The sequence below is a fragment of the Micromonospora sp. NPDC051924 genome (assembly GCF_055586005.1).
On sequence record NZ_JBVJJA010000030.1, the window covers coordinates 26,704 to 46,021 of the forward strand.

The window sequence follows — 19,318 nt, forward strand, 5'->3', positions numbered from 1 at the left end:
CGGGGCCGTCGGGGCGGCGGGCGCTGCTCGGCCAGCTCGCGGGGTTGCCCGCTCCCGGACGGGGGAGTAGGCACAAGGTTCAGCAATGTCGATTCGAGGAGGCTCGATGAGATCTCGCACCCTCGTCACCGCGACCATCGCCCTGGCCACGCTCGTGGCCGGGACCGCGTTTCCCGCACAGGCGAAGCCGGCCGACCCACCGAAGGAACCGGTGGCCGTCGGCTACGGGGGAGCCGTCTCCACCGTCGACGCCACCGCCACGGCGGTGGGCCTGGACGTGCTGCGTGGCGGCGGCAACGCGGTCGACGCGGCGGTCGCCGCGGCCGCGACGCTCGGCGTCACCGAACCCTTCTCCGCCGGCATCGGCGGCGGTGGCTTCTTCGTCTACTACGACGCCAACAACCGGCGGGTGCACACCATCGACGGCCGCGAGGCCGGACCGGCCTCGATGACCGAGAACACCTTCATCGACCCGGCAACCGGGCAGCCGTACCGGTTCGACGAGGCGCGGATCAGCGGCCTGTCGGCCGGCGTCCCCGGCACGCTCCTGACCTGGCGGGACGCGCTGGACCGCTGGGGCAGCCGGTCGCTGGCGCAGCTGCTCACCCCCGCCGCGCGCGTCGCCGAGGACGGCTTCACCGTCGACGGGACCTTCGCCGGCCAGATCGCCGGGAACCAGGCCGCGTTCGGCCAGTTCGGCTCGACCAGCGCGCTGTACCTGCCCGGCGGCCAGCCGCCGGCGGTCGGCAGCACCTTCCGCAACCCGGACCTCGCGCAGACCTACCGGCTGATCGCGAAGCAGGGCACCGACGTCTTCTACCGCGGCGACGTCGGCCGGGACGTGGTCGCCACCGTGCAGCACCCGCCGGTGGCGGCGCAGCCGGTCGGCTCGTGGCCATACCCGATCCGGCCGGCCGGGATGACCGCCGCCGACCTCGCCGCCTACCGCACCCGCAGCCCCGAGCCGACCCGGTCGGACTACCGCGGCCTGCAGGTCTACGGCATGGCCACCCCGTCCAGCGGCGGCACCGCGGTGGGCGAGGCCCTCAACATCCTCGAGCGGTTCGACCTGCGGTCGATGACCGCGACCCAGGCGATGCACCGCTACCTGGAAGCCAGCGCCCTCGCGTTCGCCGACCGCAACCGGTACGTCGGCGACGACACCCCGCCGAGCCTGCTGCGCGAACTGCTCAGCGACGCGTACGCCAAGGAGCGGGCGTGCCTGATCGACCCGGCGGCGGCGCTGCCCAAGCCCGTCGCGCCGGGCGTCCCCGACGGCGCCTACAGCGGCTGCGCGGCGGCGCCGGTCGCCGATGTCCGCGACGACCGCACCGGCACCACCAACCTGACCGTGGCCGACCGGTGGGGCAACGTCGTGGAGTACACGCTCACCATCGAGGCGACCGGCGGCAACGGCATGGTCGTACCCGGACGGGGGTTCCTGCTCAACAACGAGCTGACCGACTTCAACTTCGCGCCCACCCAGGGCGCCGCGCCCGACCCGAACCTCCCCGGGCCCGGCAAACGCCCCCGCAGCTCCATGTCGCCGACGATCGTGCTGGCCGACGGCCGGCCGTACCTGGCGCTCGGCTCGCCCGGCGGCGCGACGATCATCACCACCGTCCTGCAGACGCTGATCAACCGGATCGACCTGGGGATGACCCTGCCGGAGGCGCTGGCGGCGCCGCGGGCGTCGCAGCGCAACGGCGCCAGCACGCAGGCGGAGCCGGCCTTCATCACCGGGTACGCCGCCGGCCTGCCACCGGGTCACACGTTCTCGCCGACCGCGGAGATCGGCGCGGCCACCGGTATCGAGTTCCTGGCGGACGGCCGGCTGCTCGCCGCGGCCGAGCCGGTACGCCGGGGCGGCGGCGCGGCGGCCGTGGTCGGCCGCTGGTCGGGTCCCGCGTCCTGAGCCCGAACGCGGGTGCCGGAACGCTCCGGCACCCGCGTTCGGTTCCACGACGGGTGGCTGGCGAAGCCGCCACCGAGATCTTCGACTTCGACGTCCGCCCTCGGCCGCCGGCCCGACCGTGATCGAGCGAAACACGACGGTGCCAAGGTCGACCTTCTGAACCACTCGCTCACGCAACTCCCGGCTGGTCTCCCGATGGTCACACGCGATAAACCCGTGGAGACGTCGGTGATCGTCCCGCGATACTGGCCGACGTGGATGAGGTCGAGGTCGTCGTCGCCCATAACGAGCGCGCGACCCTGCGCGTCGGCGACGTGTTCCTGAAGATCGACGCTGATCAGACGCGCATCGACGTCGAGGTCAAGGCGATGGCTATGGCGCCGATCCCGACTCCGGAGGTCCTGTGGCGCAAGCCGCCCGTGCTCGCGCTCGCCGCCCTCCCAGGGGTGGCACTGGGCTGCCTCGGCGAGCCGTCGCCCGCGTCGCCGGCGGCGTGGGCCGCGGCGGGTGCCGCCGTACGGATGCTGCACGAAGCGCCGCTGCCGCGATGGCCCGGTCGCAGCCTCGACGAGTTGGCATCGCGCCTCGACGGTGAGTGCGAGTGGCTCGTCACGAACGGCGTTCTTCCCACCGACCTGGTCACGCGCAACCGCCAGGTTGCCGAGGCTGCGCTGCGGCCGTGGACTCCGGTGTTCATGCACGGCGACCTGCAGATCACCCACGTGTTCGTCGACGATGACGAGATCACCGGCGTGATCGACTGGTCCGAGGCCGCCCAGGGCGATGCCCTGTACGACCTCGCCACTTTGACGCTCGGACACGAGGAGCACCTTGACGACGTCATCGCCGGCTACGGCACCGACGTCGATCTCGACGTGATCCGCGGATGGTGGTCGTGGCGAAGCCTGGTGGCGGCCCGCTGGCTGGTCGAGCACGGCTTCGACCCATCCTCGCCAGGCTGCGAGTTCGACGTGCTGAGGGCCAGGATGTGAGGCTGAACGAGCCCGACGGCCACGAGTGCTGTTGTGGCGCGTCAAACTGGTCATCTGCTAGTCACTAGAAGCGCGGCAACGCAGATGATCAATTCCGCCGCCTCAGACCGGGTCTGCAAGGCGTTCACGGCGTCCCGCCAGATCCAGGAGCGGATCCGGGTCAGCCGTTCGGTCGGAATCGACCGGCCGAGGCAAGCAGGGGCAGCGGCAAGTTTCAACGACTCCTTACTATCCGTTGGCCACCCCCAGGCGCGCTCACGGGAGGACCCACATGCTCAAGCACTCCATCCGGCGTTGGCTCACCGGACTGAGCGTCGCAGGCGTGCTCGTCGCGGCCTCCCCCATCCCCGCGGCCGCCGACACCCCTCCCTTCATCGTTGAGGCGCCGAACCAGCTCGTCGCCCCCGGTCACTCGACCCACGGATGGATCATGGCGGCTCCCACCAGGGACGACGAGGATCAGTGGCAATTCGGCAGGACCACGCTCGACATCGATCTGTCCAAGGTCAAGGGTGTCGCCACCGTCGAGCCGATGCCCGACGGCTGGGCCTGCGAGGCGTCGTCGAGCAAGCTGCACTGCGAGATCGACATCCCGAAGGGCCAGTACCCCCGGTTCAACTACACGCTCACCGGCAAGGACGACGCGACCCCCGGGCAGCAGGCTGATTTCACGGTCACGATCACGTCCGGGGGCATCTCCGCCAGCGCGACGGCCCGCATCACGATCGCCGAGGGTGTCGACCTGGTGAGCGACGAGACGGCCGAGGTCAGCGGCGCCCCGCGCAGCCGGGTGGACCTGCCCGGCGTAGTCCGCAACGGCAGTACGACCACCGTCAACGGAACGATCCTCATGCTGCAGGCCAGCTGGCTCGTCAAGTACGTCGGCGATTACTCCAACTGCGCGTCACTCAGCGGCCTCAACGCCGTCTGCACCTTCGACACACAGCTGGAGGCGAACAAGTCCTACCAGCTCTCCGAGGACCTCCCGCTCAAGCTGACCGATCAGGCCCGCACCGGCGCCGAGCTCCCGGTCACCCTCGACTGGTGGACCAAGGACGACTGGCTGCTGATCTACCGGGAATGGCCGATTCCCGGCCTCGAGCCGGGTCACGGTGGCGAACTGCGCCTGCTCGAACAGACCGGCGGGACGGCGAAGGCCCAGCAGACCGACGTGGACCGGATGAACAACTTCACCCTGGCGACGATCAACGTGACCGGCGACAACCCGGCAGATCTCGCGGCCAACGGCGCCACCGCCAGCGGCAAGAAGGGCGACGTGGTCACCGTACGGCCGAGCTTCACCAACCACGGTCCCGCTGCGCTCGAAATCCAGATCGAGAAGCTGCCGGTCCGGATCACCATCCCGAAGGGCACCACCGCCGTCGAGGCATCCGGGGACTGTGTGCCGTACGTGCCGGGCGAGGAGTGGGACCCGGCGAACGCCGCGTGGGCCGAGCCGGGTGCCAAGGAGTACGCCTGCCTCGCCAGTGAGATCGCGGTAGGCGGTGAGCATCCGTACGTGTTCGCGCTGCGCATCGACGAGGTGGTGGCGGCCGCCACCGGCACCTTTGTCGTGAAGCTGGACGGTGACCCGAACGCGCAGAACAACTCGGCGAAGATCATTATCAACCCGGCCGGCAACGGGGGCGGAGACGGCGGTCAGGGCGGCGGGGACGACGGCCCGACGCTGCCGATCACCGGTGCCTCGACCGGCCTGATCGCCGCCGTCGGCGGGCTGCTGCTCGTCGCCGGCGCCGCGGGCTACCTGGTCGCCCGCCGCCGTAAGACCCGCTTCGTCGCCTGATCCGCCCCCGGGGCCCCGCCGTCGGTAGAGGCGAGCAGGCCGAGCTGACCTCGGAAGGAAAGCGGACCCTCAACCGTGAAGAGCTGTTTACCCTGCCCGCACGTCAGGAGCCGACGGTGGATGACGAGATTCAGCTGATCAGTGACGGTGATGGCCTGGCTGTCATCGGTGACCCGGCGGCAGTCGAACGCTTCCTCGTCTCCGAGGGGCTGCCGTCGAAGGACCTCGGACTGCATCGGCTCGGACCTGCCCTCGGTAAGGCGGCGGGAGTCGCACAGGCAGGTTCTGAGATCGCCGCCAACTCAGGTCGCTGGATGAAATTGACTGAGGAGTCCGCGAGGGTCGCCCAACGGTTCCCGCTGGTCAAGAACTCGTCCTCCGGCAACCTCCATGCCACGCTGCGGGCGCAGAATGGCCAATTCGTCAAGAACCTCCAGTTCGTGAAGGGACCCGGGCCGCGTCTGGCCAACCCTGCGCTCCTGGCTGGCGCAGCGGGACTTATGGCACAGCTTGCGATGCAACAGGCCATGGACGAGATCACCGACTATCTCGCCACGATCGACGAGAAGGTCGACGACGTGCTCCGCGCCCAGAAAGACGCCGCGCTGGCGGACATGATCGGGGTGGACTTCGTCATCGGGGAGGCCATGACCATCCGAGAGCAGGTGGGCCGGGTCTCCGAGGTCACGTGGTCGAAGGTGCAGGCCACGTCGATGACGATCGCACGAACCCAGGCGTACGCGTTACGTCAGCTCGACGCACTCGCGGAGAAGCTGGAGCGCAAGACCAAGATCGGTGACCTCGCCAAGGCGTCCAGGGAAGCGGAGTCCAAGGTTCAGGAGTGGCTCGCTGTTTTGGCTCGTTGCTTCCAACTGCACGATGCAAGCGCCGTGCTCGAACTCGACCGCGTGCTGGACGAGTCTCCGGACGAGCTGGATCGGCATCGCCTCGCGCTTCGGGCTGCCCGGCAGAACCGGCTGGAACTCATCTCACGGAGCACCGAGCGACTGCTGGCTCGCATGGATGCGGCTGCGGGCACGGCCAACACCAAGGTGCTCCTGCACCCGATGGACTCCCCGGCTGTAGTGCAGTCGAGCAACCATGTCTCGATCGCCATCGTCGACTTCCACGGGCGGCTCGGGATCGAGCGCGCTCGACAGTCATCGGAGGCGAGGCGATGGGCGGACGCGGCCATGGAGGTGAGGGACAAGGCGCTCGAGACAGGAGCAGACCGCGTCGATGCCGCCAGGCGCCTTGGCAACGAGACCCTCGATCGGGCCAAATGGGCGACGGGCAAGCTCTCCAGCCGGATCGCCGAGCGAGCGCTCCGTCGGCGCGGGAACGTCGAGGAACGCGGCGAGGAAGACTGAGCGGGGGCGGACGCCAGCCCCGTGGGCCCTCCGATGGGACCAGGAAAGCCGGTCGCTGGAACCGTGACCCACCTCCGCTTCCGGCTCACCAGAAGCTCCGACCGCCTGTCGTAGGTTCTGTGCCAGGCAGCGGAGCCAGTGTTGGCTCAGGCGAGTTCGGCCAGCCGCGCCGGGACCCGCTGGTCGGCCAGTTCCTGCGCGAACTGCACCGGGTGACGGTCGGGCATCGTCTGCACCTCGGTCACCCCGAGCGCCGCGTACTCGGCCACCTCGGCCACGAACGCGTCGACGTCGGCCAGGGGCGGCCGCATGACCAGCACGGTCTTGGCGATGCTGTCGTAGTCCCGGCCTTCGGCGGCACAGTGTTCCCGCAGTATGTCGAGCTTGTGCGCGACCTCGGCCGGGCTGTTGCCGAACAGGTTGCACGCGTCGGCGTAGCGGGCCACCAGCCGCAGGGTCTTCTTCTCGCCGCCGCCACCGATCATGATCGGGGGGTGCGGCCGGCTGATCGGTGCCGGCACGTTCAGCGTCTCGGCCAACTGGTAGTGCCGGCCGTCGAACCGGCCGTTGTTGTCGCTCCACATCTGCAGGCAGATCTGCAACGCTTCCTCGAGTCGTTCGAACCGCTCGCTGACCGGGACGTCCGGTACGCCGAGGCCGCGCTGTTCGCGCTCGTACCACGACGCGCCGATACCGAGCCGGGCCCGCCCGCCGGAGAGCACGTCGAGCGTGGTGACGATCTTGGCGAGCAGCCCCGGGTAGCGGTACATCACCCCGGTGACCAGGACACCCAGCGTCATCCGTTCCGTCTTCGCCGCCACGTAGCCCAGGGTCGTGTACGCCTCGAGCATCGGCTCCTCGGCCGAGGTGCTGAACTCCATCTGGAAGTAGTGGTCCATGACCGTGAAGGCGGAAACCCCCGAATGCTCCGCGATCCGGGCGGTCTCCGCGAGGGTCCCGGCCATCCGCGACGGGTCGGCGGGGGTCGAGAAGTTCCAGTAGTGCAGACCGAGCTTCATCGTCCATCCTCTCAAGTCCCTGGACCAACTGGCATTATGCCGGGACTGACCGGATCACGCGCTGCTTTCCTGGGCGCGGACGCGGCGCCGGCCGAGCAGCAGGTAGCCGAGGAAGCCGATGGCGAAGGAGGCCGCCACCCCGAGGTTCGCGTAGGCCCAGGCCCCGGTCCGGCCGCCGAGGCCCGTTGCCGAGAGCAGGTAGCCCTGCCAGGACAGCCACGAGGCCAGGCTGTTCGTCACCAGGCCCCAGCCGACGGCGGTGCCGGCGACGACGAGCCCGACCGCGGCCGCGCCGATCGAGCCGTATCGGCCGTCGGGCCGGTAGAGGTCCGCTTCGGTGTACGCCTGCTTGCGCAGCGCGAGGTCCGCGAGGAACACGCCGCACCACCCGGCGATCGGTACGCCGAGGGTGATGAGGAAGCCCTGGAAGGGGCCGATGAAGCTGCTGGCTATCCAGACGACGTAGATGGTGCCGAGGATCATCAGGACGCCGTCGATGCCCGCCGCCACCCACCTGGGAGTACGCAGCCCGAGGGTGAGCAGCGCCAGGCCCGACGAGTAGATGTCCAGGACCGCGCCGCCGATGAGGCCGAGGATGGCGACGATCGCGAACGGTACGAGGTACCAGGTCGGGACGAGCGCCGTCAGGGCGCCGATGGGGTCGGCGGCGATCGCGCTGCTGAGCTGCTCGTCGGAGGCGGCGAGCAGCAGACCGTAGACCACGAGGACGACGGGCGCCACGCTCGCCCCGAACGTGGTCCAGCCGACGACGCCCCGGCTCGACGCACCACGCGGCAGGTAGCGGGCGTAGTCGGCGCCGGAGTTGACCCAGCCGAGACCGAAGCCGGTCATCGCGAAGATGAGCGTGCCGATGAACGCCTCGGTCGACCCGCCCGGCACCGACGACACCGTGGCCCAGGAGACGTGATCGGCGGTCAACGCGAGGTAGCCGACGGTCAGGACCGCGGTGGCGATGGTGATGATGCCCTGCAGCCGCATGATGGCGTCGAAGCCGAGGACCCCGGCGAGCACGACGACGAGGGCCACGACGAGGAACGCGATGACCTTCGTGGGGGTGCCGCTGCCCCAGCCCAGCCGGTCGAAGACGGTCGCCGTGGCCAGCGTGGCGAGGGCACAGAGCACGGTCTCCCAGCCGACGAGCAGGACGTAGCTGATGGCCGCCGGCAAGGCGTTGCCGCGTACACCGAACGGGGCCCGGCTGAGGATCATCGTGGGTGCCGAGCCGCGCTTGCCGGCCAGCGACACGAAGCCCACGAGCAGGAACGAGACGACGGTCCCGAGCACCCCGGCGAACGTTGCCTGCCAGAAGGAGACGCCGAAGCCAAGGAAGAAGGAGCCGTAGCTGATGCCCAGGACGGCGATGTTCGCGGCGCACCACGGCCAGAACAGGTCGCGGGGCCGGCCTTTGCGTTCCTCCTCGGCGATCACGTTGATGCCGTTGAGCTCGACGGGCAGGCCGGCCGGCCCGGCGTCGTCAGGCTTCGACGGTTGACTCCCCGTTGTTCGGAACTCTGTGCTCATGGCGTTCCTTGCTCTGCGGACGGGTCACGACTGGAACTGATCGAGCGGACGTGGTCGGCGGTACGGGTCATGACCAGTGTCCGGGTGGTGGCCATGGTGCAACAAGGTCCACGAAGGAGATCGCCCGCTCCGGTCGACGTATCGTCGGCTGGAGCGGGCGAACTCGTGGCGTGCTCGGAGATTTCAGTAGCGCAGGGCGCGGAGGTTGGCGTAGCTGTCGCAGGCCGACGAGATGCCGTCCGGGCGCGGGTTGTCGTTCTCGGTCAGGTAGTAGCCGACGCCGGCCATCTGGTTGTAGGCGAAGATGCGGGCGAAGTCGATGGTGCCCTCGCCCACGTCGGCGAATGACCCGTCGGCGGCCATGTCCTTGACGTGGAACAGGGAGAACCGGCCGGGGTACCTGGTGATCAGGTCCACCGGGTCGGCGCCGCCGTTGGTCGCCCAGTACAGGTCGAGTTCCATCGCCACCAGGTTCGGGTCGGTCTCGCGGACCAGCACGTCGTAGCCGCGCACACCGTTCTGCGGCGCGAACTCGAACCCATGGTTGTGGTAGGCGACGGTGATGCCCGCCTTCTTCAGTTCGGCGCCGACGGTGTTGAGGGTCGCCGCGACCCGGGCGTAGTCGTCGAGTTTCCAGGAGCCGGATCCGGAGATCCGGACGTACTTCGCGCCGAACGCCTTGGCGTTGGCGATGACGCCGGTGAGGTTGTTCTGCAGGTCGCCGAGGCCGATCCCGATCGACGGGACGGACAGCCCGGCGTCGGCCACCAGGGGCGCCAGCGCGGTGGCCGTCTTCCCGTAGAAGTTGTTCACCGCGCCCGAGGGTTCCGCGTTGCGGTAGCCGCAGGCGGCGAGCGCCGCCAGGGTGGCCTCGGGTGCGGTCGGCATGGTGGCCCGCACCGTGTAGAGGACGAGACCGATCCGGTCGTCGGGTACCGCCCGGGTTCCGGAGGCCGGCTGTGGCGTACCGATCTCGGAGTCGGCCGCGGCCCGGACGATGCTTGCGCTCTCCTGCGCGGTGATGACCTCGTCCTGCCGCAGCGAGTTGGCCAGCCCGCTCACGGTGCTGACGAAGCTGCCGTGATCGGCGAACGGTGCCTGCGCCCAGACGGCGTCCAGGATCGTGCAGCCGTCGCCGAGGTCGCGGTTGGGTACGCCCGAGTCGGCCGTGCCCTGCCCGAAGTAGACCGTGGACGAGGTGGTGTAGCCCCAGGGGCAGTTGTCGGCGACGCCGGCGAGCCCGGCGGAAGCGCTCGAATCGTCGGCGGCCGACGCCGGGCTCGGGGTGAACAGCAGGGTCGCGGCGAGCGACGCGGCGAGCAGGTGCCGCGTTCGGGTCGATCGGTGGTGGGCGGGGCGGGCGATGCTGTCAGCCATGGTTTCTCCCGATGGGTGAGGCATGTGGACGGGCGGTGGTGGCGGGGTGCCGTCCCACCCCGCCACCGGTCCGGGCGCTCAGCTCACGGTCACGACCACCGTCGAGGACATGGTCGCCCCGAGGCTGTCGGTGACGGTCAGCTGCGCGGTGTAGGTGCCCTTGCGGGCGTACGTGTGACTGGTGGACGCGCCGTGCACGACGGCGGTGTTGTCGCCGAAGTCCCACGCGTAGTCGGTGATGGTGCGCCCGGCGGCCGGCGAGCCGGTGCCGGTGAAGGCGACCTCCAGCGGCGCGGTGCCGGTGGTGGGTGTGGCCGTGGCCGATACCGTCGCGTCGGTCTGTTCGCGGACCCCGGCGCCGTTGAAGCGCAGCCAGTCCAGCGCCATCAGGTCGGGGGTCCCCCCGGTCTGGGTCGGGTTGACGAAGACCAGGTAGAGGGTCGTCGTGCGGCCCGGATCGGTCAGCTCGACGGTGGGGGAGACGAGGTTGTCCCAGCCGCCGGTGCTGCCGATGGTGGCCCGGCCGAGCAGCTGCCCGGTGGGGGAGTCGGCCCGGAGTTCGATGTCGCCGCCGCTGCTGCCCGAGGCGACCCCGAAGGTGACCGAGTCGATGTTGCGCAGGTTGACCGGCCCGAAGTTGATCCACTCGCCGTTGTCGATGTCACCGATGCGCTTGCCGGCGCTCGCGGTGGCCCGGTCGAGGACCTGGATGCCGCTCTGGCCGTCGAAGTGCTCGGCCTCCTTGCGTTTGGTCTGCAGCTCCACCCGGGTCGAGCCGACCAGCTCCGGTGCGCCGGCCGCGCCGCCGTCGGTGTACTGGGCGGTGAGCACGGTGTAGAGGTTCTGTCCCGCGCCGTGCCCGTCACCGCCGTTGCTCTCGGTGACCGCCACGCCGGTGCATCCGACGTAGTTGTCCAGCGGGTGGGTGTGCGAGTCATGGCCGAGCTGGGTCTGTACGACCACCTTGGAACAGTCGATGCTGCTCTCCTCCGGGTCGGTGACCGTCACCGTGTACGGGATACGGTCACCGAAGTCGAAGAAGGCCCCGTCGGGGACGCTGAGGGTCACCGTCGGTCGGGTGTTGCCGGCGGTGATCTCCTGCACGGCGACGGCGGTCTGCCCATTGGTGGCGGTGACGGTGAGCCGGGCGGTGAACCTCCCCGGTGTGCTGTAGGTGTGGCTGGGGTTGGCGGCGGTGGAGTCGACGCTGCCGTTGCCGTCGAAATCCCAGGCGTACGTGATCGGGGTGCCGTCCGGTCCGCTGGAGCCGGTGCTGGAGAAGGCGACGGTCAGCGGTGTCGGTCCGCTGTCCCGGTCGACGCTCAGCTTGGCCACCGGGGGCCGGCTGTTGGCGACGTAGTCGATGCGGTAAATGCCGGCGCCCTCATTGCTGCCGCCCCGGCCGCTGCCGCTGCCCGCGCCGAAGTCGATGACGTAGAGGGAGCCGTCCGGCCCGAACTCCGCCTCGAACGGCTGGATCCACGACATGTTGCCGAAGATCCCGTTGATGGACTGCAGGTCACCGGCGTTGGTCGGGCCGAAGCGCGGATCGCTGAAGGTCTGGGCGGTCTCGTGGATCGACAGCGTCTTGAACCACCTGCGGGTCAGTTCGTAGACGATCCACTTGCCGTCGAAGTACTGCGGGAATTTGGTCAGCCGCTGGCTGGCCGGGTCGTAGTCGTAGACGGGTCCGCTCATCGGGCCGCCGCCGCCCGTGCCGAGCTCGGGGAACTGCGCGGAGGCCGAGTAGGCGTACCAGACCAGGGCCGGCTTGGCCGCGGGCAGGTTGGTCAGGCCGCTGTTGTTGGGCGAGTTGTTCACCGGCGCGGCGCAGTCGAACTTCGGCCCGGAGGTGGCGGTGGCGAAGTCGTAGTCGTTGAACGGGATGTTGTTGCCGATGCAGTACGGCCAGCCGTAGTTGCCGGCGCTGGTGATCCGGTTGAACTCGACGGTCCCCTCCGGGCCGCGGTTCGGGTTGGCGGACCGGGCGTCGGGGCCGTAGTCGGCCACCAGCAGCGCGTTGGTCTTGGAGTCGACGGTGATGCGGAACGGGTTCCGCAGGCCCATCGCGTAGATCTCGGGCCTGGTCTTCGGCGTGCCCGGGGCGAACAGGTTGCCGTCCGGGACGGCGTACCCCCCGGTGGGCAGGGGCTTGATCCGTAGGACCTTGCCGCGCAGGTCGTTGGTGTTGCCGGCGGTGCCCTGGGCGTCGTACGCGCGGCGACCGGCCCGCTCGTCGATGGGCGTAAAGCCGCTGGACTCGAACGGGTCGGTGTTGTCGCCGATCGCGGCGTACAGGTTGCCCTGCTGGTCCATCGTCACCGAGCCGCCCATGTGCGAGTTGGCCCGCGCCTCACCGCGCCAGGTGGGGATGGTGAGCAGGCGCTTCTCCGAGTCGAGACTCACGCTGTCGCCGTCGACGGTGAACCGGGAAAGGTTCAGCTGCTTCTCCACCCGGTCGGACCAGAGCAGGTAGATCCAGTTGGTCTTGTCGAAGTGCCGGTCCAGGGTCATGCCGAGCAGCCCGTCGGACTGGCTGGTCTGCTCCGGCGTGTAGGCGAAGTCCAGGAGGGTGGTGACGGCGAGGGTGTCCTGGTTGATGACCTTCAGCGCGCCGGTGCGTTCGATGTAGAAGACCCGGCGGTCGGGTGCGACGGCCAATTCGAACGGGTCGGAGAGGTCCTGGTTGACCAGGGGGATCCGCTCGAAGTTGGTGGTCCGGGTGGCGCCGCAGTCCCCGGGGGCGACGCCGGCTGCCCATTTGATGCCGCCGAGCAGGTGCTGGAGGAACGCCGGCTCCTGGAATGAGGAGGAGCTGTGTCCACCGGCGGTGAACCAGGACCGGCCGCCGTCGTAGTTCTGGCACCACGAGTACGGGTGGTCGACGCCCTCGTTCAGCCCGGGGATGCCGTCGCGGACCTTGATCTGGGCGAGGGTGTGGACCTTGCCGGTGGGGTTGGTCCGCCAGTTGTACCACTCCTCGCTGCGCTCCCACAGCTCCGGCAGTCCCTTGGTGGAGGGGTGGGCGTGGTCGAGGACCTTGATCCGGCCCGGGAACGTGCCGCCGGTGGCGGAGAAGTCCGGATGGGTGTCGAAGATGGCCCCGACCAGTCCCTCGTACCACGACCAGTCCCGCTCGCTGGCCGATGCGGCGTGCAGGCCGACCCAGCCACCGCCGTCGCGGATGAACCGCTGCAGCGCGGCCCGCTGGTCGGCGTCGAGCAGGTCGCCGGAGGCCGGGGTGGAGTTGGTGTTGTTGAACACGAGGGCGTCGAACCGGGCGAGGTTGGCGTCGGTGAACGCGGCCGCGTCGGTGGTGGCCTCGACGGCGAAGCCGTACTGGTCGCCGAGCTGTTGGACGGCGGCGACGCCGGCCGGGATGGAGTCGTGGTAGAAGTTTGTGACCTTGGAGAAGACCAGCACCCGGAAATTGTCGGCGGTGGTCGATTCGGTGGCGTTCGCTGTCGTGCTCGGCAGCATGAGTGTGATGGTGGCGAGCAGGGCGAAAAGTAGCGTGCGGTGGCGTCTCATACACTCGCTCCTCAATGGGTGACGGGGGTAGGAAAGCGCTTTCACGTTTCCTGCACACTACGAGATCAATTCTGATCGGTCAATGTTCCCTTGCGTTTGCACAAGGATTTCGACAGCGATGACGCCAGCCGGTGTTGATGCTTTGTGCCGGTGTCGCCGGTCGTAGCCCGCTCAGCCGGTGCCGCTGGCGTAAGCGCGACGATCCGTGGCGTCGTCCCAGCTCAGAGCGGGGATTGCGCGGGGCTGGCCGAACCGGGGAGCGGCCGGCTGGCGAGGTCGCGACGAGGTCGGCGAACCGTGAGCGCGGGCCCGGTCTCCGACGCAAACTGCCGACGGTGCCGCTTCAGGAGACGGCGCGCCGACGGGTGCGAGCGGCGGCGGGCCTTTACGGCATTCCTTTCACGACCAATTGCTCCCTTCCTAGAGGGAGTTGGTCGCGCCCGTTATGTGTTCCAGACGGTCACGGAGAAATTCACATATGGCGGTGGGACGTCGGAGCCGGCTGTTGCGGCGGGTCGGAGGGAAAGGTGCTCCCGCCGACCCGCCGCCGGGCCTTGGCACCCGTCAGCGCTGCTTTCTCCGGTCGCTCAGAACCGGATCTTCCGCAGGTAGCGGTAGCCGACCTCGGCCGTCTGCTGCGGCGTCACGTCCGGGGTGTCGTTCTCGACGATGTATTCGAGGACCGAGTGCTCCTGGAAGATCCGGGCGAAGTCGATCATCCCGGTGCCCAGGTCTGCCATGTCGCCGGTGGCCGCGTCCCGGTCCTTGACGTGGAACTGCAGCACCTGCTGCGGCGCGGTACGGATCACGTCCAGCGCGAAGCCCTCGGGATCGGCGACGCCGTCACCGGAGTTGATGCCACCAGTGACCGCCCAGTAGAGGTCGACCTCCAGGTGCACGAGCGCGGGGTCGAGCTCCGCGGTCAGCACGTCCCACGGCCGCTTGCCCCCACCGAGGTCGATGGTGAACTCATGCGCGTGGTTGTGGTACCCGTACCGCAGGCCGGCCGCCTGCGCCGCGGCGGCCTCGGTGTTCATCTGCTCCGCCCAGCGCTTCCATTCGTCCTCGCGCTCGGAGTACAGGTACGGCACCACCATGAACTGCTGCCCCAGGGTGACCGCGTTCTGGATCTTCTGGTCCAGGTCGGCGGCGCTGCCGCTGATCCCGTCGTGGCTGGAACTGGCCCGGATGCCGATGCCGTCCAGGAACTGCCGCAGCTGGGCCGCGGTACGACCGAAGTAGCCGAGCGCCAGCTCCACGCGCGGGTACCCGATCTGGGCGAGACGGGTGAGGGTGGCGTCGTACCCGGGCGCGCCCCACAGGGCGTCGCGGACCGTCCACAGCTGGATGCTGATCAGGCCCGGGGGCACGAGGTGCCGGCCGGTGTCGTGGGTGGTGGCCGCCGCGGGCGTCGCGCCGACCGCGGTCGAGGCGAGGCCGAGGCCGGCGAGGGCGGCCAGGGAGCCGCGCAGCAGGCTGCGTCGGTCAACGGAGTGCCGCAGCGCGGCCATCCCGTCGTATCCGTAACACATGGTGTTCTCCTTGGGGGTCAGGCGGTGGGGACCAGGACGACCTGGTCGGTGCCGGTCAGGGACGGCAGGCCGTCACCGCCGGGGTCGGTGTAGGAGGCGACGAACACGGCGGTCAGGTTGTCGGTCGTCGGGTCGTGGCCGGAGGGCACCGTGGTCTGGATCGAGCCGGTGCAGCCGTTGGCGGTGGTCTGCGGGTGCCCGTGCTGGTCGTGCCCGAGGACGTAGGTGACGCTGACCCGGGCGCAGTCCACCGGCTGGTCGTCGGTCACCCGCACCTCGAACTGCACGGTGTCGCCGAACTTGAACGGCTGGCCCTCGACCGGCTTGACCAGCTCCACCACCGGCGCGGCGTTGCCGACCACGATCCGCACCGACGCGGAGGCCGACAGCCCGCCCGGGTCGCTCACGTTGAGGGTGGCGTTGTAGAGGCCGTTCTCCCGGTAGGTGAACGTCGGGTTCGCCGCGCGGGAGTCGACCTTGCCGTCGTTGTCGAAGTCCCACGCGTACGACAGCCGGTCGCCGTCGTAGTCGGTGGTGCCCTCACTGGAGAACGTGACCGTCAGCGGGGCGAGCCCGTTGGTGGGCGTGCCCGAGACCTGCGGCACTGGGGTGTGGTTGCCCGTCCAGCCGGTGTAGTCGATCCGGGCCAGCTGCGCGTCCGGGTTCTCGCTGAAGAAACCGTCGCCGTACTCGAGGACGTAGAGCGCGCCGTCGGGGCCGAACTCCAGGTCCATCGGGTTGTCGAAGGTGAACGAGGGGAGCACCGGCTCGATCCCGGTCAGCTGGCCGCCGGCGTTCAACCGGAAGCCCTTCACGTAGTCGCGGGTCCACTCGTGGAACAGCGGCATGCCGTCGTAGTAGGCCGGCCACGCCACCGGGGCGCGTCCCTTCGCCGTCGGGCGGACGAACTGGTACGCCGGCCCGGCCATCGGGCCGATGCCGCCGGTGCCCAGCTCCGGGAACTGCGCGGACGGGCCGTAGCCGTACCACACCTGCGGCTGCTGCACCGGGGGCAGGTTGCGCAGCCCGGTGTTGTGCGGCGATTCGTTGACCGGTGCGGCGCAGTTGAACGGCGCTCCGGACTGGCCGGTGGCGAAGTCGTAGTCGACGTACGGCAGCTGCGGCGTGGCGCAGTACGGCCACCCGTAGTTGCCGGCCTTGCGGGCGGCGAACCACTTGCCCTGCCCGGCCGGCCCGCGCGCCGGATCGGCCTGGCCGGCGTCCGGCGAGTAGTCGCCGACGTACAGGTCACCGGTTTCGCGGTTCAGTTCGATCCGGAACGGGTTGCGCAGGCCCATCAGGTAGATCTCCGGCCGGGTGCTGGCCGTGCCCTGCGGGAAGAGGTTGCCGTCGGGGATGGTGTATCCGCCGTTGGCGCCGACCTTGATGCGCAGGATCTTGCCGCGCAGGTCGTTGGTGTTGGCCGCGGTGCGCTGCGCGTCGTACGCGGGGTTGCGGCCGGGCCGCTCGTCGATGGGGGTGTAGCCGCCGGACTCGAACGGGTTGGTGTCGTCGCCGGTGGACAGGTACAGGTTTCCGTTGGCGTCGAAGCCGATGTCGCCGCCGACGTGGCAGCAGATGCCCCGGTCGACCGGTACGTCGATGATCTGCTGCTCGGTGGACAGGTCCAGCTTGTCCTTCACGAGGCGGAACCGGGACAGTCGGATGGCGCCCTTGAACTTCGCGAAGTCCGCGGCGGTGCCCCAGGCCGGTGCGTCGCCCTCGTTGACGGTCGGGGTCGACGGGTCGTCGACGGGCGTGTTCAGGGGCGGGGAGTAGTACAGGTAGACCCAGTTGTTGCCGGCCTTGCCGAAGTTCGGGTCGATCGCGACGTTCTGCAGGCCCTCCTCGTCGTGCCGGTAGACGTCGAGGGTCGCGGCGATGGTGTTGCGGCCGCTGGTGGGGTCGTGCAGCCACACCTCGCCGGCGCGGGTCACGTGCAGCACCCGGCTGTCGGGCAGGACCGCGAGGTCCATCGGCTCGCCCGGGTGGTCGTTCAGGGTCACCTTCTGGAAGTCGCTCTCCGGCGGCGGACTGGTCGGCGCGGCCATCGAGTCGGTCGGCGCGGTGACGAGCGCCGCGGTCGTCAGACCCGCTACGGCGAGTGCGAGTGGTCTCTTCATCTGCCTCTCCTTGTGCTGGGGGCTGGTCGGGGCAGGTCGAGGGGAGCGGTCAACTGCTCCTTCATGGACGGAACGGATATGTGGGCAGGGTTGAGCCGCCCGTCGTGTGGCATGCCGCTACCGCGGGCGCCAGGCAGGTTGCCGGTGGCGTCGCAGCGGTGTCCGGCGACGGGCGGGGGAGTGGGCAGGGGACAGGTGTCAGGTCAGGTGTTGGCCGGCGGCTAACCGTCTGGTGTCAGCGCCGAGGTGCCGCCGACGTGGCGGTTTAACCGCGACGTAACACCGTCCATGTGACCGACGCTACAAAAGGCATGTCGACATGTCTATAGCTTTCATCCGAGCCAACCGAACTTTCCTGCGCTGCGAACGAAAGTGAGTCTTGGGGTTGCGGCGATGGTCGGAGTCGGTAGGCTCCCGCGCCGGTCAAACGCCCGGGGCAGGCGGCAGCGGTTCACGTCGGGTGGCTGTTGATGCGGCCGAGCGCGCGAAGGTTCGCGGCATGGCCACCCTGGGAGCCGTAAGAACCGCCTGGTTCAGCGAGGCGAGCGATTCCCTCTCGGCGTGGCCGCCATCCAGGCCGTCGCCCTGGCCTTGTTCGTCGCCACCGTTCGCCCGGCCGCCCGGCCGCCCGGCCCGCCCGCCCGCCCTGCTTGAGCGCATCGTCGTGGATCGCGGTGCCCGAGCGGGAGGAACTGGGTACCGTGCCGGGGTGGAGGTTGGATTCGCCCCGCCCGTGTCCGGATCGTGGGCCACCCCGGAGCACATGATCCACGTCGCCCGCCGCTGCGAGCAGCTCGGATACCACTCGCTGTGGACGTTCCAGCGCCTCCTGGTGCCCGCCGACCTCGTCTGGAGCGAGACGTACCACAGCGTCCACGACCCGCTGACCACGCTGGCGTTCCTGGCGGCGCACACCACCCGGATCCGGCTCGGCGTCGCGGTGCTCAACATGCCGTTCATCTCCCCGGTGGTGCTGGCCAAGCAGGCCGCGACCCTCGACATCCTCGCCAGCGGCCGGCTCGACCTCGGGCTCGGCCTCGGCTGGGCGGACGAGGAATACCAGGCGACGGGCGTGAGCAAGCATCGGCGGGGCCAGCGGGCCGAGGAGTTCCTCACGGTCCTGCGCGCCCTCTGGCAGCAGGACGTCGCCGAGCATCGCGGCGAGTTCTACCACGTCCCGCCGACGCGTTTCGCGCCGAAGCCGGTGCAGCGGCCAAACCCGCCGATCCTGCTCGGCGGCCACGCGCCCGCGGTGCTGCGTCGGGCGGGCCGGCTCGCCGACGGCTGGGTCAGCGGCAGCCAGGCGGATCTGACGGGCATCAGCGAGGGGGTCGCGACGGTCAAGGCCGCCGCGGCCGACGCCGGGCGCGATCCCCGCTCCCTGCGATTCGTCTGCCGCGGTGCGGTCCACGTACGTCAAACGACCCCGGCCGGACGCGAGCCGCTCACCGGCACGCTGGAGCAGATCCGGTCGGATCTGGCCAGGCTCAGCGACGCCGGGATCACCGAGCTGTTCATCGACCTCAACTTCGACCCCGAGATCGGCTCACCTCGCGCCGACGCGCAGGCGTCGCTGCGCAGGGCCGACGAGGTGCTCGACGCCCTCGCCCCGACCCGCTGACACCCACGACCGCCCCTCATCCGGCCGGATCCGCCCCCGACCACGCCGACCAGTGGGTCACCCGCACGGCGACCACCGGCCCGGCTGGTGGACGCCGGGCGTACTGCGGGTACTTGTCGGCCAGCGCCGCGCGGACAGCGGCCTCCTCCGCGCGGTCCTCGACCAGCCAGCCGTGCCCGTCCAGCCGGACCCACCACAGCCGGGACCAGTCCTCGTCGTACTCGTCGATCAGCAGGCAGGCCTGGCCCGTCGCTCGGATGTTCTCCAGGCGTCGCAGCCGCCTGTGGCGCTTGGGTTTCTCGTCAACCGTGTGGTAAACAACGTCGCCGAGCAGGACGAAGCAGACCGGCACCAGGTGCGGGCGGCCGTCAGCCCCGACGGTGGCCAGCCGGGCCACCCGGGCTGATCCGACACGCTGCCGGAGTTCGTCGGCGGGCACAGCGCCGACCGTAACAACGCACGCTCGCCGTTACCTTGTCTTCGCCACCACGG

At 69.8% G+C, this 19,318-nt stretch carries 12 protein-coding genes; 5 read left to right on the forward strand and 7 right to left on the reverse strand.

Annotation, left to right across the window (positions count from 1 at the left end; translation table 11 throughout):
• Positions 1–106: 106 nt before the first annotated feature.
• From ggt to ACZ6S5_RS22880, 4 genes are all read left to right on the forward strand, one after another.
• Positions 107–1,915, forward strand: coding sequence for a gamma-glutamyltransferase (gene ggt / locus ACZ6S5_RS22865; RefSeq protein ID WP_466003478.1), 1,809 nt, complete (start codon positions 107–109; stop codon positions 1,913–1,915).
• A 254-nt stretch (positions 1,916–2,169) separates the two neighbouring features.
• Positions 2,170–2,907: a phosphotransferase family protein gene (locus tag ACZ6S5_RS22870; protein WP_466003480.1), complete on the forward strand. Its 738-nt coding sequence runs from the start codon at positions 2,170–2,172 to the stop codon at positions 2,905–2,907.
• 271 nt (positions 2,908–3,178) lie between these two features.
• Positions 3,179–4,711 (forward strand): LPXTG cell wall anchor domain-containing protein, encoded by a 1,533-nt coding sequence (locus tag ACZ6S5_RS22875; protein ID WP_466003482.1) that lies wholly within the window; start codon positions 3,179–3,181, stop codon positions 4,709–4,711.
• Positions 4,712–4,827: 116 nt separating this feature from the next.
• A complete protein-coding gene (locus tag ACZ6S5_RS22880; RefSeq protein WP_466003484.1) occupies positions 4,828–6,081 on the forward strand; it encodes a hypothetical protein in 1,254 nt (417 codons plus the stop codon).
• A gap of 146 nt (positions 6,082–6,227) precedes the next feature.
• On the opposite strand, the gene ACZ6S5_RS22885 is transcribed toward ACZ6S5_RS22880, so the two are convergent.
• The 6 genes from ACZ6S5_RS22885 to ACZ6S5_RS22910 all read right to left on the reverse strand — a co-directional run bounded on the left by ACZ6S5_RS22885 (position 6,228) and on the right by ACZ6S5_RS22910 (position 17,205).
• Positions 6,228–7,100, reverse strand: a complete 873-nt coding sequence (locus tag ACZ6S5_RS22885) for an LLM class F420-dependent oxidoreductase (protein WP_466003485.1) — start codon at positions 7,098–7,100, stop codon at positions 6,228–6,230.
• A 54-nt stretch (positions 7,101–7,154) separates the two neighbouring features.
• Entirely contained in the window at positions 7,155–8,642 is a 1,488-nt protein-coding gene (locus ACZ6S5_RS22890; RefSeq protein ID WP_466003487.1) for a purine-cytosine permease family protein, read from the reverse strand.
• Positions 8,643–8,825: 183 nt separating this feature from the next.
• Positions 8,826–10,019: a sugar phosphate isomerase/epimerase family protein gene (locus ACZ6S5_RS22895; RefSeq protein ID WP_466003488.1), complete on the reverse strand. Its 1,194-nt coding sequence runs from the start codon at positions 10,017–10,019 to the stop codon at positions 8,826–8,828.
• A 78-nt stretch (positions 10,020–10,097) separates the two neighbouring features.
• Positions 10,098–13,550: a ThuA domain-containing protein gene (locus tag ACZ6S5_RS22900; RefSeq protein WP_466003490.1), complete on the reverse strand. Its 3,453-nt coding sequence runs from the start codon at positions 13,548–13,550 to the stop codon at positions 10,098–10,100.
• A 587-nt stretch (positions 13,551–14,137) separates the two neighbouring features.
• On the reverse strand, positions 14,138–15,082 hold the full coding sequence (locus ACZ6S5_RS22905; RefSeq protein ID WP_466003492.1) for a sugar phosphate isomerase/epimerase family protein: 945 nt from the start codon (positions 15,080–15,082) through the stop codon (positions 14,138–14,140).
• A gap of 17 nt (positions 15,083–15,099) precedes the next feature.
• The gene (locus ACZ6S5_RS22910; RefSeq protein WP_466003493.1) at positions 15,100–17,205 is read right to left on the reverse strand and encodes a PQQ-dependent sugar dehydrogenase; all 2,106 of its coding nucleotides are present in this window, start codon (positions 17,203–17,205) and stop codon (positions 15,100–15,102) included.
• Between the two features lie 709 nt (positions 17,206–17,914).
• Between ACZ6S5_RS22910 and ACZ6S5_RS22915 the strand changes: the two genes are divergently transcribed.
• Positions 17,915–18,826 (forward strand): TIGR03619 family F420-dependent LLM class oxidoreductase, encoded by a 912-nt coding sequence (locus ACZ6S5_RS22915; RefSeq protein WP_466003495.1) that lies wholly within the window; start codon positions 17,915–17,917, stop codon positions 18,824–18,826.
• 16 nt (positions 18,827–18,842) lie between these two features.
• On the opposite strand, the gene ACZ6S5_RS22920 is transcribed toward ACZ6S5_RS22915, so the two are convergent.
• The gene (locus ACZ6S5_RS22920; RefSeq protein WP_466003497.1) at positions 18,843–19,265 is read right to left on the reverse strand and encodes a TIGR03668 family PPOX class F420-dependent oxidoreductase; all 423 of its coding nucleotides are present in this window, start codon (positions 19,263–19,265) and stop codon (positions 18,843–18,845) included.
• Positions 19,266–19,318 lie beyond the last annotated feature (53 nt).